General features: G+C 52.2%; 13 protein-coding genes. 4 read left to right on the forward strand and 9 right to left on the reverse strand.

What is annotated here, in order from left to right:
* Positions 1–193: 193 nt before the first annotated feature.
* The 3 genes from N7E69_RS05865 to mdh all read right to left on the reverse strand — a co-directional run bounded on the left by N7E69_RS05865 (position 194) and on the right by mdh (position 2,533).
* The gene (locus N7E69_RS05865) at positions 194–859 is read right to left on the reverse strand and encodes a GntR family transcriptional regulator (RefSeq protein ID WP_001171585.1); all 666 of its coding nucleotides are present in this window, start codon (positions 857–859) and stop codon (positions 194–196) included.
* On the reverse strand, positions 846–1,475 hold the full coding sequence (locus N7E69_RS05870; protein WP_000723776.1) for a GntR family transcriptional regulator: 630 nt from the start codon (positions 1,473–1,475) through the stop codon (positions 846–848). The genes N7E69_RS05865 and N7E69_RS05870 overlap by 14 nt, the downstream gene beginning before the upstream one ends.
* Before the next feature lie 119 nt (positions 1,476–1,594).
* Positions 1,595–2,533, reverse strand: a complete 939-nt coding sequence (mdh, locus tag N7E69_RS05875) for a malate dehydrogenase (RefSeq protein WP_000861586.1) — start codon at positions 2,531–2,533, stop codon at positions 1,595–1,597.
* Positions 2,534–2,947: 414 nt separating this feature from the next.
* Here mdh and argR point away from each other — a divergent pair, with 414 nt between their 5' ends.
* The 3 genes from argR (at position 2,948) to yhcN-B (ending at position 4,416) form a co-directional block, all read left to right on the forward strand.
* Positions 2,948–3,418, forward strand: a complete 471-nt coding sequence (gene argR, locus N7E69_RS05880) for a transcriptional regulator ArgR (RefSeq protein WP_001257852.1) — start codon at positions 2,948–2,950, stop codon at positions 3,416–3,418.
* A gap of 364 nt (positions 3,419–3,782) precedes the next feature.
* Positions 3,783–4,046: a peroxide/acid stress response protein YhcN gene (yhcN, locus tag N7E69_RS05885; RefSeq protein WP_000695694.1), complete on the forward strand. Its 264-nt coding sequence runs from the start codon at positions 3,783–3,785 to the stop codon at positions 4,044–4,046.
* A 103-nt stretch (positions 4,047–4,149) separates the two neighbouring features.
* On the forward strand, positions 4,150–4,416 hold the full coding sequence (gene yhcN-B, locus N7E69_RS05890; RefSeq protein ID WP_000853277.1) for a DUF1471 family stress response protein YhcN-B: 267 nt from the start codon (positions 4,150–4,152) through the stop codon (positions 4,414–4,416).
* A 59-nt stretch (positions 4,417–4,475) separates the two neighbouring features.
* Here yhcN-B and N7E69_RS05895 read toward each other — a convergent pair whose 3' ends face one another.
* The 4 genes from N7E69_RS05895 to aaeX form a co-directional block, all read right to left on the reverse strand.
* The gene (locus tag N7E69_RS05895) at positions 4,476–4,748 is read right to left on the reverse strand and encodes a hypothetical protein (protein WP_001103887.1); all 273 of its coding nucleotides are present in this window, start codon (positions 4,746–4,748) and stop codon (positions 4,476–4,478) included.
* A gap of 171 nt (positions 4,749–4,919) precedes the next feature.
* On the reverse strand, positions 4,920–6,887 hold the full coding sequence (gene aaeB, locus N7E69_RS05900; RefSeq protein ID WP_000510913.1) for a p-hydroxybenzoic acid efflux pump subunit AaeB: 1,968 nt from the start codon (positions 6,885–6,887) through the stop codon (positions 4,920–4,922).
* A gap of 5 nt (positions 6,888–6,892) precedes the next feature.
* On the reverse strand, positions 6,893–7,825 hold the full coding sequence (aaeA, locus tag N7E69_RS05905) for a p-hydroxybenzoic acid efflux pump subunit AaeA (RefSeq protein ID WP_000855134.1): 933 nt from the start codon (positions 7,823–7,825) through the stop codon (positions 6,893–6,895).
* 7 nt (positions 7,826–7,832) lie between these two features.
* On the reverse strand, positions 7,833–8,036 hold the full coding sequence (aaeX, locus tag N7E69_RS05910) for a p-hydroxybenzoic acid efflux pump operon protein AaeX (protein WP_000051840.1): 204 nt from the start codon (positions 8,034–8,036) through the stop codon (positions 7,833–7,835).
* 181 nt (positions 8,037–8,217) lie between these two features.
* Here aaeX and aaeR point away from each other — a divergent pair, with 181 nt between their 5' ends.
* Complete coding sequence (gene aaeR, locus N7E69_RS05915; RefSeq protein WP_000440300.1) at positions 8,218–9,147, forward strand: HTH-type transcriptional activator AaeR; 930 nt, start codon at positions 8,218–8,220, stop codon at positions 9,145–9,147.
* Between the two features lie 121 nt (positions 9,148–9,268).
* Here the strand turns inward: aaeR and tldD are convergent, their stop codons facing one another.
* A complete protein-coding gene (gene tldD, locus N7E69_RS05920) occupies positions 9,269–10,714 on the reverse strand; it encodes a metalloprotease TldD (protein WP_000055941.1) in 1,446 nt (481 codons plus the stop codon).
* Between the two features lie 144 nt (positions 10,715–10,858).
* Positions 10,859–14,659 (reverse strand): AsmA2 domain-containing protein YhdP, encoded by a 3,801-nt coding sequence (yhdP, locus tag N7E69_RS05925; RefSeq protein WP_001253513.1) that lies wholly within the window; start codon positions 14,657–14,659, stop codon positions 10,859–10,861.
* Positions 14,660–14,679 lie beyond the last annotated feature (20 nt).

Genomic DNA, 14,679 nt, shown 5'->3' on the forward strand with positions numbered 1-14,679 from the left:
CAATGATATATGATATTGTATCCAATGTTGGCAGGGAGAAATTATTCCCATACAAAAACTAAGTCAAATCGTTTCTCAGGAAAGATGCAGGAGTGGGATCTACATCAAGATCGTGGTTAGATCGTTACTGGACGTGATTAATAGAATTGAAGAATTGGTTGAAGCGCCTGCGATGCTCACGCAGGCGAAAAGATCAGGCAGAAGGGTCACCAACATAGCGGGTCAGCATATTCTCCATTGAGCGAATAATGTGTTCGCGCATGCGCTGGCGTGCCAATGTTTCATCATGAAGTTCAAGAGCTTGCAGAATACTTTTATGTTCCTGAATGGAAATCACGGCATACTCTTCTTCGGTGACCTTATGGCCCATCGACAGGCCGTTCCACATATTACAGAGCAACATTTTCATTTTTTCGTTGCCAGCAACATTCCATATTTCCATATGAAATGCCTGATTCAGGTCGGAGTATTCCGCCGAGTTATTTTCCGCGAGAGCCTTTTCAGCGGCATAATGCACCTGGGCTATCCGCGAGATATCGGTGCCAGGACGAGAAGCTTTAGCCACCGCCTCACTTTCTAACAGCGCGCGAATTTCATAGTGTTCACGGATCGTTTGTTCATTGATGCCCAACACCACCGCCCCTTTATTAGGGCGCACTTTTATCAGCCCATCCGCCGCCAGAATCTGAAACGCCTCGCGCACTGGCATACTGGACACGCCGACCATTCTGGCAATGCCTTCTAACGTAATCTCCTGCCCTTCTACTAACTCCCTCGAAAGAATCGCTTTACGCAGCACTGCCGCGACCTGTTCTTTCGCTGAAAGAAGCTTAATCTTCCCTAACTTAGGCTTCTGCACTTTCCCAATCCTTCATATGTTGACGCATTATTTCTGCTAAAGAGAGGAAATAACGCTGCATAACTTGCCCAATCTCATCACGCCGCCCCTGGCGTATGACGTCAGCCAGTTCAGCGAAAAGCTGCGCCGACTCCTGATTATCTTTTTTCAGATGCAAAATAACATAAGAGACATAACCGTCCAGGAACTGCTGATACACCTTTTCCAGATAGCGGTTATTCACATAAGAAATCAGCATCGCATGACACTCCAGTTCGCAGGATTTGTCTTCTGCGACAGCCAGCGCTTGCGCACGTATCAGGAGGGCATCGCCTACTTCGCTGGGTATCAGCGAAAACATTTCGGCGGCCATCGCGGCAATTACGCGAAAAATATGACTCACGCGATCGGCCTCAAGATGCGCGACCTGCATGTGCCTGTTGGGCAGTCGGATTAAAAAACCTTCCTGTTCGAGTGACTGTAGCGCTTCTCGAACCGGCATTCGTGAAAGACCAAGCTGCTCCGCAATACTTTCCTGCGCGAGTTCTTCTCCCGCTTTTATATTGCCGGAAAGAATTTCATAGCGAAGCATTTGCGTAATGTGATCGCGGGTTTGCGTTCTTTGGATCTTTTTCACGACGTTCTCGTTAATAACCGATAAGACGTGAGGAGTTTAGCAGATTTAGTACTTGATTTCGTGGCTTGTTTACAGTCAAAGAAGCCGGAGCAAAAGCCCCGGCATCGGGCAGGAACAGCTTATTTATTAATAAAATCTTCACCCAACTGAATATCTTTTTTCAGCGTATCCAGCATAGCGTCCAGCGAATGTTGCTCGAAAGCGCTCAGTGTGCCGATGGATTTACGCTCTTCTACACCGTTTTTACCCAGCAGCAGCGGCTGAGAGAAGAAACGGGCATACTGACCGTCGCCTTCCACATAGGCGCATTCCACCACGCCTTTTTCGCCCTGCAGAGCGCGAACCAGAGAAAGACCGAAACGCGCGGCAGCCTGGCCCATAGAGAGGGTTGCCGATCCGCCGCCGGCTTTCGCCTCGACGACTTCAGTACCGGCGTTCTGAATACGTTTAGTCAGCTCGGCCGCTTCTTGTTCGGTAAAACTTACGCCTGGAATCTGCGACAGCAGCGGCAGAATCGTCACGCCGGAGTGTCCGCCAATCACCGGAACTTCAACTTCCGTTGGCAGCTTACCTTTCAGCTCTGCGACAAAGGTATTAGAGCGGATGATATCCAGCGTGGTAACGCCAAACAGTTTGTTTTTGTCGTATACGCCTGCTTTTTTCAGCACTTCCGCCGCAATCGCAACGGTGGTGTTCACCGGGTTGGTGATAATGCCCACGCACGCTTTCGGGCAGGTTTTAGCGATCTGCTGCACCAGGTTTTTCACGATGCCAGCGTTAACGTTAAACAGGTCGGAACGGTCCATACCCGGCTTACGCGCCACACCCGCAGAAATCAGTACTACGTCAGCGCCTTCAAGCGCCGGGGTTGCGTCTTCACCGGAGAAACCTTTGATTTTTACAGCGGTGGGGATGTGGCTCAAATCAACGGCCACACCGGGAGTCACTGGAGCGATGTCGTACAGGGAGAGTTCTGAACCTGAAGGCAGTTGGTTTTTTAAAAGTAATGCCAGCGCCTGACCGATACCACCAGCAGCGCCGAGGACTGCGACTTTCATCCTAAACTCCTTATTATATGATTAGCTAAGTGTCTATTGCTCCGCGGCGGCGACCTTAATTCACAAATTCAATGATTACAATCCTCACTCATCAAGAATGCGGAGTCGCGCAATTTTGGCTTTTATGCATTTAATTTGCGTAATCCGGATCGACTGCAACCAGAGAGCAACGTTCCTACAGGTGGTGACAATATACCCTACTATCCTCTCAAAACAACATCATTTTGATAACAATTAATTTACTTTTAATCTTATTTGCGAGGCGTGACACAGGCATGTTTCTTGATAACGAAATTTGATAAAATTCCGCTCTTTCATAACATTATTTCAGCCTTAAACAAGGCAGACTGTTTGCATAAAAATTCATCTGTATGCACAATAATGTTGTTTCTACCGCCATATTACGGGTGACTTATGCGAAGCTCGGCTAAACAAGAAGAACTAGTAAGAGCGTTTAAAGCGCTCCTCAAAGAAGAAAAATTCAGCTCACAGGGCGAAATCGTCCTCGCGTTGCAGGATCAGGGCTTTGAAAATATCAATCAGTCCAAGGTCTCGCGCATGTTGACTAAGTTCGGCGCAGTGCGTACACGTAACGCAAAAATGGAAATGGTGTACTGTCTTCCGGCTGAACTGGGCGTCCCAACAACATCCAGTCCGTTGAAAAATCTGGTGCTGGATATCGACTATAACGACGCTGTCGTGGTGATTCATACCAGCCCCGGCGCGGCACAACTCATCGCGCGCCTGCTGGATTCACTGGGGAAAGCAGAAGGTATTCTCGGCACGATTGCCGGCGACGATACTATCTTCACTACGCCTGCCAGCGGCTTTTCCGTAAGAGATCTGTACGAAGCCATTCTGGAACTTTTTGAACAAGAGCTTTAGTCCCACTTCCTCCGTCGTCGTACGGCGGAGGCACCTTTTTGTCCTCTCCCCTCGCCGCTTTCCTGTACGGCTATCATTTGGCAAATCATGCCCTTAAACATTCACCGCATGAATGACAAATCAAAAAAACGCACAAAATGTCAAATTTTTTAACCTATTGATTTTCTTTTATTTTTTAAACAGCAGCGGCGAAAAACAGCAATTTTAATTCCATAACGTTATAAAAAATAAAATTTTTAATGTCTTTAAAAAGCAGAAACAATTAGCGTGGTATTAATTAATCGCGTGATTAGTGTATACTTAATTTTGTGATGAGGGTCACGAAACAAAGACCCCAGTAAAGGAATTCGACGAGGTAAAAATCATGAAAATCAAAACCACTGTTGCAACATTAAGTGTTCTGTCCGTTCTCTCTTTTGGCGCTTTCGCCGCAGAACCTATCAGCGCAGAGCAAGCGCAAAATCGTGAAGCAATCGGATCGGTTTCAGTCAGCGCTATCGGCTCATCGCCTATGGATATGAACGCCATACTGAGCAAAAAAGCGGATGAACAAGGCGCTACGGCCTACCACATTACCGAAGCGCGTAGCGGTAGCAACTGGCACGCCACTGCCGAACTGTACAAATAAAATTCACCTGCCATCGCATATAACGTGTCATTGCTTCGCGGAGATATCGCATAAGAAAAGCCCATTAATCCGCGAGGTTGACCCTATAAAGGAATAAAAGACCATGAAAACGAAATACATTATCGCATCACTCGGCCTGGCCACTCTGCTCTCTTTCGGCGCAAATGCCGCAGTACATCAGGTTAACGCGGAACAGGCGCAGAATCTGCAACCGATGGGCACCATTTCCGTCTCGCAGATTGGCAGTACGCCAATGGATATGCGCCAGGAGATTGTCGCTAAAGCCGAAAAAGCAGGCGCTAATAGCTATCGCATCATCGAATTAAAAGAAGGTGATAACTGGCACGCCACCGCCGAGTTGTATAAGTAAACCCTCGTCGTCTAACCCGACGACTTGCCCCCGCCTGTCGGGGGCTTTTTTATGCTTTTTCAATGCCGGACATTAAACCGTAGCCGCCCCTCCAGCTCTTCTTCCGCTTCATCAAAGAGTAAAATCAGCGCCCCGTAGCGCCTGCGCAGTTTATCAGGCAGGTGAACGAACTCAATCTCTAGCGGTAGAGGTAAGATATCGCTCATTACCGCATCCCATAATGTATCAAGATCGCTTACTTTCTCACTGGCAAGACCAAACGTCTGCGTAAACTCGCGATAAAAATCGCTTTGGTTTTTAATATCATTAAAATCAAAAGTATAGACATTCATAGCCAGCCACCATCCCCGACAGACAATTGTCTGTTTTACTACTAAGCATCATTATGCAGAGGTTTCACTTCCAGAAACGCTTTTAGCCCCGGAGCACTCTTGCGCTGTTTTTGTATCTCAAATAAGTATAGTCATAAAAAAACCGACGCTTTTGGCATCGGTTCTTGTGGGTTAGCTATCGGTAAGCGCGTTCTGGTATTTATGTAACATACCCGTCAGGCGTTTAACCGGTTCCGTCACCTGCGGCGGCGCCTCCCAGATACGTAATTTCTCCTGATAGATATCCAGCTCATCCAGCAACTGACCAAAGTAGCGTCGCCGTTTATCATCGCTTCCGGCGGAAATAACATGGTCTGCGGTACGACGAAGCTGACGGTGGAACACTGACAGATCTTCATTAACCGGTATCGGCGCGTCGCGCAGACGTTGATGAGCAATGATCATCGTTAGCGCCAGGCGGAACTTCGGCAAATCGCCAGGAAATTTATTCATCAGCAAAAAGAGTTGCTGATATAACGCAGGCAGACGGTTTTCTTTACGACGTACCACGTTGGTCGTCATTGCCGAGACCGCAGCGGAAACAAACTGATTAAGCAGCACGCGACCGGTTCGATCTTTGGATTTATCACGCACCAGCAGGATGACGATAAACGCCAGCATACAGCCAACAATTTGCCCCAACGCGCTGTCGAGGAACTGGCTGAAATGGAACGTCATCGGATTATCCAACACAATAATGTTAATCGTACTGGCCAGCGCCCCCATCGACCCCAGACGCCGTTTCTGGACCTCAATGCCGATAAAGAACCCCAATACCGCCAGGCTCAAACATAACAACAGCATACTTTGCTGCGTATTGGGAATAATCACCAGGAAATAGAGCAATCCCAGCGGCAACGCCGCCAGAGTGCCATAAATAAAATCAATGCAGACCATGCGCGGATTGGGTAAACGCATCGCCAGCGAGGTCACCACAGCAATCATCACCATCGCGCCATTACCCGATGTCCAGCCGGTCCATAGCCAGAATAATGTCCCCAGAATGCAGGAAAGCGTGGTGCGCCAGAAGTTCACCATCGCATGGTGGCGTTCAGCGGATTCCACTTTAACTACGGGCTCGCCTTGCAGGATCTCTTCTTCCGTCGCGCTGATTTTGGTGTTGCTGATCACGCCGCGTTTAAGCAGCAGATAGCGCGTCGCAGCGCCTACCCAACTATAAAGCGTGACGGGCGTTTCGCGCTCGCCGGTCCAGACAATAACACGCCGCATCCGTTTTAACTGCCTGTGGACGTCCTGTACCGTTTCAACCGGCGTCTCGAACAGTTCCCGGAATGTATCGGTAATCAGTTCCGGCCGCGTGTTTTGAATAAGATAAGTTTCACAGGATTGCGTAATCAGCGTGAGCGAAAGCGTATTCAACGCTTTCAGGCGGCGGTTAGCGCGTACCCAGCGCGAAGATTCCATATTCAGATTACTTCGCATCCCCTCCAGCGCCGCCGTGCGTCGCACCAGATCGCCCCAGGCGTTGTCGACTTCTTCGCTGTCGCCATGCTTAATACAAAGTTGCATTAGCTGATATTGCGCTACCAGTAAACTGTCCAGTTCGCGATCAACCTCCTGCTTTATCGATCGCGGCGAGAAAAGCAGATCCGCTAAAATAGCGCAGCCAATGCCGATGACGATTTCGCTACAGCGTTCAAGCGCAAATTGCGGCGTGAGTAGCGGCTCCGTCTGAATGGTAATCACAATGATCAGCGCAGTATAACCTGACAGTCCCCACGCATAAGAGTTTTCGATCCGTACTAAAGAGGAGATCCAGGTACAAAAACCGGCCCAGACACAGCACACCAAAATCATCAATAGCGGCGCGCGGATCATAGAGATAATAATGATAAGCGCGGCGATACAGCCAATAAACGTCCCGATAATACGCAACATTCCGCGATAACGGATAGCGCCGGAATAGGGTTCCCCGCCGGCGGCAAATGCCGGGCCTGCCGCCACGATCGCGGCGGTCAGCACCGCCCAACGCGGCGTCTCCAGTTGAAAATGGAAGCCGATAAATAATGCCAGCACAATGGCGCACGCCAGCTTTACCGCAAAACGAATGTGCTGGTTGGCAATGGAGAAAATGCCCATGACGATTAACCGAATTCGCGCAGCCGGTGCGCCAGTTTACGGAAGAAGGAGTCCTGGCTTGCGTCACGATCCTGCTTACCGGTGATCACGACGGTTGCCGTCGTACCGGCAGGCCACAAATTCCCCTGCTGCTCGTCGAGCCGGATACGCACCGGGACACGCTGGGCCAGACGCACCCATTCGAGGTTAGAGTCTATCGTCGCCATCCCTTTCGCATCGCTGGTACTGCTGGCATTCGTTACCCCTGCCGCCACGCTATCGACGGTACCTTTTAATACCCGGTTGCTGCCAAGCGGCGTGATTTCGGCACGATATCCCGGACGCACGCCTTCCAGCTTGGTCTCTTCCATATAGGCCTGCACGTAAAAAGAGTTCTTTTTCACCAGGGCGACGGCTGTGGAACCGCGGGTAATAAATTCACCGGCATAAACATTGAGGTTAGTTACCCAGCCGTCTGCAGGCGCACGAATGACGGTACGCTCCAGATCGAGTTTAGCTAGATCGCGCGTCGCCTGGGCTTTAGCCAGTTGATGCAGTACCGTCTGCAAGACGTTGTTCGCCTGATCGATCTCTTCCCGGGACATCGCCTGTACGCCGAGGCGATTACGGCGACCGGCTTCCTGGCGTTTTTCCTGCGCCAGGACCTGATAATAGGCTACATCAGCTTCCGCTTCCGCCAGCGCTTTTTGATAGCGTGGCTGATCGATGGTAAACAGGACCTGATCCTTTTTCACCAGTTGGTTATCATGCACGTTTACATGGGTAATCAGGCCCGCGACATCCGGGGCAATAGCGACGACATCGGCGCTAAAACGGGCATCGCGCGTCCAGGGAGATTCGGTGTAATACACCCAGGCGCGGAAAATGGCGATAAAGGCCAGAATAACCAGTACGAGGGTAATGGCCGTACGGGAGAGTTTTCTTGTTAGTGTTTTCACTTCAACCTCAAACGAACAGGCGCGATATTAAATAAAACAGACAACAATACAGCGCGGTATTGAACAGAGCCGGATGCCAGACAAAATCATAGATGCCCGTCGGCACAAGCATCCGACGCACCAGCCAAAAAATAGCCAGTGACAAAAGCAATTCGAAAAATATCGGTGGGAAGGAAAGACCAAACACCACGATAACGGGAAACAGACTCATGTTGACCTTGATTTCTGAGAGAGAGCAGGCGATAGATTGTTAAGCTACATCGCCGCAGAGAAGGGCAAGAGACGCCAGGCGAGAGCGACATAGCTCTTATTCGAATAATAGTATATTAACGTAATTGTTATGCTGTTATCTATATTATGTGATCTAAATCACTTTTAAGCCAGAGTGAATAATGGAACGATTAAAACGAATGTCGGTATTCGCCAAAGTTGTTGAGTTTGGCTCTTTTACCGCCGCAGCCAGACAGCTGCAAATGAGCGTATCGTCCATCAGCCAGACTGTGGCGAAACTGGAAGATGAGCTTCAGGTTAAATTGCTCAACCGCAGCACACGCAGCATTGGGCTTACCGAGGCTGGAAAAATCTATTATCAGGGCTGTCGTCGTATGCTGCATGAAGTGCAGGATGTTCACGAGCAGCTTTACGCTTTTAATAACACGCCTATCGGTACATTGCGTATCGGCTGTTCTTCAACCATGGCGCAAAATGTGCTGGCCGGGCTTACCGCAAAATTATTAAAAGAGTATCCCGGTCTGGCGGTCAATCTGGTGACAGGAATTCCGGCTCCGGATTTAATTGCCGACGGGCTGGACGTGGTGATCCGCGTGGGCGCGCTGCAAGACTCCAGCCTGTTTTCCCGTCGACTTGGCGCGATGCCGATGGTTGTGTGTGCCGCCAAGCCCTACCTCGCTCAGTACGGCGTCCCGGAAAAACCCGCCGATCTCAGTAGCCATTCCTGGCTGGAATATAGCGTGCGCCCGGATAATGAGTTTGAACTTATTGCGCCGGAAGGAATTTCTACCCGACTGATTCCACAGGGGCGGTTCGTCACTAACGATCCGATGACGCTGGTACGCTGGCTGACCGCCGGAACCGGAATCGCTTATGTGCCGCTGATGTGGGTGATCGATGAGATCAATCGTGGCGATCTGGAGATCCTGCTGCCTCGCTATCAGTCCGATCCCCGTCCGGTGTACGCGCTGTACACCGAAAAAGATAAGCTGCCGCTTAAAGTGCAGGTAGTGATTAACGCGTTAACTGACTATTTTGTCGATGTCGCACACCTGTTTCAGGGAATGCACGGGCGAGGGAAAGAAAAATAAAAACACCGGGTAATTGCTGAAGACGATTGTAGGTCAGATGCCACCCGACGCAGACATTGCCTGGTGGCGCTGCGCTTATCAGGCCTGGGGGCACATACCACAGGCCTGATAAGGCGGACAGTTATGCGGTGCCGCCAACCGTCAGGTTATCGACTTTCAGCGTCGGCTGGCCTACGCCTACCGGCAGACTTTGCCCCTCTTTACCGCAAACCCCCACCCCGTTATCCAGCTTAAGGTCATTGCCGACCATGGAGATCTGTTGCATCGTTTCAATGCCTGATCCAATCAACGTCGCGCCCTTCACCGGCGTCGTGACTTTGCCGTTTTCAATCAGATACGCTTCCGAGGTAGAAAACACAAACTTGCCGGAGGTGATATCCACCTGACCGCCGCCAAAGTTAGGCGCATAGATGCCGTACTCAACGGATTCGATAATTTCCTGCGGCGTTGACTGCCCCGCCAACATATAGGTATTCGTCATACGCGGCATCGGCAGATGCGCATAAGATTCGCGACGCCCGTTACCGGTCGGCGTAGCGCCCATCAGGCGCGCGTTCAGCTTGTCCTGCATGTATCCTTTCAGCACGCCATTTTCAATCAATACGTTGTACTGGCCTGGCGTACCTTCATCATCGATAGCAACGGAGCCGCGACGGTTCATCATTGTGCCGTCGTCCACTACGGTGCAAAGCGCGGAGGCAACCTGCTCGCCGATCTGACCGCTAAACACAGATGTCCCACGACGGTTAAAATCACCTTCCAGCCCGTGACCGACCGCTTCGTGCAGCAATACGCCCGGCCACCCGGCGCCCAGAACCACCGGTAACGTCCCCGCTGGCGCAGCGACCGCGGAGAGATTAACCAGCGCCATGCGTACCGCTTCTTTCGCCCACGCGTCGGCGCGAACCTCGCCGTCGAGATCGGCAAGAAAATACTCATAACCAAAGCGACCGCCGCCGCCGCTGGCGCCGCGCTCGCGTTTACCGTCTTCTTCCACCTGCACGCTAACGGACAACCGCACCAGTGGACGGACATCCGCCGCCAGCGTCCCGTCGGTCGCCGCCACGAGGATTAATTCATATACGCCGGTCAGGCTGGCGTTAACTTCCTGCACGCGTTTATCGGCTTCTCGCGCCACTTTGTCAACGCGTCTGAGGATATCCAGCTTCTCTTCGCGGCTCATACTTTGCAGCGGATCAAGGGTGGTGTAGAGCGGCTGATGCGCTACGGCGGCGAGCGTTTTTACCTTGCCTTCGCCGTTCTCGCGTACAATGGTTCGCGCTGCCTGCGCACTCTGCTCCAGCGCCAGGAGGCTTATCTGGTCAGCATAAGCAAAACCGGTTTTTTCGCCGCTAATGGCGCGAACGCCAACGCCCTGGTCGATATTATATGAACCATCTTTAATGATGCGGTCTTCTAAAACCCAGGATTCGTGATAGCTCGACTGAAAATAGAGGTCGCCATAATCAAGACGGCGTTCGGCCAGTTGGCCCAAAATAGCGAACAGATCCTGATGGTTCAGGCCATTCGCCGCTAGCAATTGTTCACTTACCAGGTTCAGACTCATCGTTTTTGCTACTCGTTGATTTCTGCCGGATGGCGGTTCACGCCTTATCCGGACTACGTTGTTAGATTGTACAAACCGGATAAACGCAGCGCCGTCCGGCATGACTATTTACTGAGAGTGGGGCAATTCCTCGCCCCCGTCAAATCATTGCTGGCTTTCTTTTATCGGTTGGCGCAGAACTTCGTTGATCTGCGGCGCATCGACCGGACCGGTAATGCGATATCGCAAAATGGAGACCTTGCTCCATAGCGGCCCCAACACTTTACTGGCGGCAAATACCGCCGCGCCGACAATCGGGTTAACGGCAAACGCGGCGGCGACGCCCACTGTGGCGGAAATTTCCGGCGCGACAACGGCCTCCATATCAAGACGACGACGCACCAGATCAACAGAACCTTTCATTGCAATATCCGCTTCCAGCCCATCCACCAGCGTATCGTCAGTATGCAGGACGCCATCTTTAATCCACGCGGTACTATGAATAGAGTCGAAATAGAAGCCCTCGCTAAAGGTATCTCTGAAGTCAAACCGCAGCTTACGCAGCAACGCATCAAAACTGAGCAGCCGCAGTAACTGTCCGGCATGACCGCTACTGAGATCAGTAAACTCGCCTTTACCCAGACGCGTACGTAAAATCCCGTTGAGCGTGGCTTCCTCAGGTTGCCAGGGCGGGTTTCGCCAGTGCAGATCGTAATCTACGTTAAAAGACGCGTTCTGGATTGGCGTCGAGATACCGAAGAACCCGGCAGCCGTGTCGAGGTTACTACCATGCAGACTACCTTTCAGCGAGGTTCGTTCATTACCCGGCGCATTCACCCACTCGCCGTTCGCTTTCAAACGGGCGAATCCGGTATCGATCAGGCCATTCGCCAGAGTCAGCGTATTGCCTTTGATGGCGAAATCGCCATCAATACGCCCATATTTTTGCCCCCACAGCCAGCACTCTTCGCAGCGAAGCTGTAAGTCCGGCCAGCCGCGGAAGCTAATCGTGTTCGCCGAAGCCAACGGCGATGTCGGCGTTGGTGACGAGGCGTGCGTTTTTGCGACGCCAGGGTTGTAGTACAGGTACTTAATATTCGCCAGCCACGGCGCATGGTTGCGCATGAGCAGCGTGGCGTTCACCTCACGGCCCTGCGCTTCAATTTTTGTTCCGTTCAGCGAGGGGGCTGAAACGACGCTCAAATTGTTCCACTGCTGGCCACCCAGCGATAGCGCGGGAGTACGCAACGTGACGCGTTGAGGAAACTCGGCTGAACTGCTCACGTTATCCGCCGCGCCTTTCTGGAATAACGCCAGCCATTGTGCGCCATCCAGCGCCGGCAGATTGAGTTCAACGCCTTGTTGAGCAGGTAATGGCGGAATCGTCCGGCTGTCCGTCGTCCAGATAGCCCGATCCAACGTCAGCTTCTGATTTAATAACCAGCGGCTGTTAAAGTGATTTTTACTCCCTGCGCTCCCCGTTAGCGCAAAACTTTTCAGGTTGCCGTCAGCCTGAATGTTCACCGGAATGGCTTCGCCTGCGGGTTTATTTAGCGGAGAAGGTAAGTGACTGCTCACATTTCTCAGATCGCCGTTCAGCTCGATGTGATAAGTGGTGTCAGCGTGATACGGAAGATCGATGCCGACTTTACCATTCCACGTCACGCTGCCGCTCAGGGCGTCATTCAGTTGCGGCGGTAAGACGCCCATACGCGTTGGTTGCCAGTTACCGTTCAGGTTGACGGCGACCTGATAGGCTTTTGCCCCTTCCGTCGTACTGAAATCCAGGTTAAGCGGCTGATTAAACCAGTTTGCCGTCAGCGGCCCGCTTTTTAGCGCGCCATTCACAAAGCTGAATTTACCGTTCAGATTTTTGAGCGTGCTGTTTAGCGGCTTAATAAACAGACTGTTATTACGCAACGAGACATCGCCCTCGGCGGTAACCTGTTCTCCGTCCAGCGGAATATCAAGATGTAAGCGAGCATTCACATCGCCATCTAACTGGAGCTCCGCCAGCGTCGAGCCAAGCGAGTCTTTTAGCGGCGTCTCGTCAAAATAAGGCCCAACGGCTTTTCCCGGCCCGTTAATATCGGCATCAATGAGCAGTTTCTCTTTGGAATAATCCGGAATCGTCGCCGCGAGTTTGCTGGCCTTCACCCCGCCCAAATCGACGCTATCCGAACGCATCCACAGACCGTCGTTCAGGAAATCCAGTTCAATGTTGAGATTTTTTAGCGCCGGCCAGTCGGGTTGAAAGGCAAACGTCGCATTGCGTAGCGGCACCAGCACTTCAAACTGACCTTCGTTATGCTTATAGGGAAAGAGGTGCGGGTTACCACCGTAAACCAACGTGGCGTTATCCGCCTCGCCGCCCTGAATCGCGCCGCTAAGGTAATCGACCAGCGCTTTGCCCATCAGGTTTTCCGGAAAATAGCGCCACGCCTGAGATCCATCATCGGTACTGATTCCGGCCAGAATACCCAGCCACGGTTCGTCGCCCGTCGGTTGCAGATAGCGGAACCCGCCGCGCGCATGTACCGCCTTTGCTTTGACGTCAATGTCGCGGCCATCAAGCTGAAAGCCGTTCTCATTCTTCAACCAGCTAAGCGTCGCGACGCCGTTTTCAATTTCCAGCGGCGCGCGAAAAACGGTTTCATAGGGCATTTTAGCTTGCTGCATCGCAACCTTCATCTGCCCGTCTTCTACGCTTCCCGCCAGCGTACCGGAAAAATGTTCCGCGCCGGGCAACAGCTTCCACTGTTTCCAGGCAAGATTTTCCCACGATGCCTGAAAACGCGTTTTTTCGGTCGCCTGTAGCGGAATATCCAGCGCCAGTGTGGCGATCTTTCCGCTCGGCTGCGTAGCCTGCCATATTTCGCCCAGCACAGGCGACAGTTTAGCCGCCAGCGGACGTAATGCTTCCAGCCCCGCCAGTTCAAGATTACTGGCGCGAATGCGTAGCTCATCGCTACGTGTGTGATTCTCGCCGCCGACGTCCTGCTGCGGGAGCCAGGCCACGGTTAAGGCTCCGCTCGGCCAGGGTTTACCATCAAGCGTAATCCGTGTGTCCGGAATATAAAACTGCCAGCCCGGCTGCTCGCGGCTAATCTTCGCCGTCAGGTTATCGACAGACAGCGTGTGCGTCGTGTTATCGCCCAGCCAGCTTGCGCCGCCCTGTTTCAGCCAGACGTCTCCTCCGGCGATTTCGCCTTTACTGAGCGTCATCCAGCCTTCCAGACTGAAACGCGCCGTCTGGAGCGCCACATTATCCTGCATCCATTTGCCCAGCCACGGCTTGACGTCAATATCGTCGGCCTGTAACCAGACTCTGCCGTTATTCAGCAAACCGTCGTCATCGCGTAAATCCATCCGCACCTGCATCACGCCGTGCTGCCCGGTCAGGCTGGAGAGGCTGACCTCGCCTTCGGCGCGGTGCCGCTCTTTGCCGTTTAGCCAGGTAAGCTGTGGGATCGCCAGCTCCGCGCGTTGTCCGGAAAGCGTCAGAAAACTGATTTGGCTATCGCGCAGATCGAAATGATCGAACTGACGCAGGAAAAGATCGCTTAAACGGCTGGTTTCGATGCCTTTGCCGTCGCTGCTTTGAAGAGGCGTGTTGGTGCGGAAATTGAGTTGCCAGAAGGTCAGGTCGCGAAACTGCCAGCGCATATGCAACAGGCTTTGCCAGACGTCCAGCGCCAGCGTAACGCGTTTTATCGACAGCTCGCCGCCATCTTTCAGGGCGGCATGAATATTATGCGCTTCCAGCGTAGGGCCAAAATTTTGCCAGCTTGCGGAGAGTTGGCTGGCGGCCACCGGCACGCCGGTCACGGACTCAATTTTATTCAGGATAGCTGGACGCCAGGCGTCAAGATGAGGCAACGCCAGGCGCAGCCCGCTAACCAGCAGCGCTGCAATGACGATGAGCGCGGCTCCAGTGAGCAATAAAATCCCCGGCAATCGCCTCACGCGTCTCTCCTTGTCTGCCA

The sequence above is a fragment of the Salmonella sp. 3C genome, from assembly GCF_025426275.1.
GTDB lineage: Bacteria > Pseudomonadota > Gammaproteobacteria > Enterobacterales > Enterobacteriaceae > Salmonella > Salmonella enterica.

Coding starts and splice junctions, on each gene's coding strand:
- mdh (WP_000861586.1), bottom strand. CDS start 2,533: ATGAAAGTCGCAGTCCTCGGCGCTGCTGGTGGTATCGGTCAGGCGCTG.
- yhcN (WP_000695694.1), top strand. CDS start 3,783: ATGAAAATCAAAACCACTGTTGCAACATTAAGTGTTCTGTCCGTTCTC.
- argR (WP_001257852.1), top strand. CDS start 2,948: ATGCGAAGCTCGGCTAAACAAGAAGAACTAGTAAGAGCGTTTAAAGCG.
- aaeB (WP_000510913.1), bottom strand. CDS start 6,887: ATGGGCATTTTCTCCATTGCCAACCAGCACATTCGTTTTGCGGTAAAG.
- tldD (WP_000055941.1), bottom strand. CDS start 10,714: ATGAGTCTGAACCTGGTAAGTGAACAATTGCTAGCGGCGAATGGCCTG.
- aaeR (WP_000440300.1), top strand. CDS start 8,218: ATGGAACGATTAAAACGAATGTCGGTATTCGCCAAAGTTGTTGAGTTT.
- aaeX (WP_000051840.1), bottom strand. CDS start 8,036: ATGAGTCTGTTTCCCGTTATCGTGGTGTTTGGTCTTTCCTTCCCACCG.
- N7E69_RS05895 (WP_001103887.1), bottom strand. CDS start 4,748: ATGAATGTCTATACTTTTGATTTTAATGATATTAAAAACCAAAGCGAT.
- yhcN-B (WP_000853277.1), top strand. CDS start 4,150: ATGAAAACGAAATACATTATCGCATCACTCGGCCTGGCCACTCTGCTC.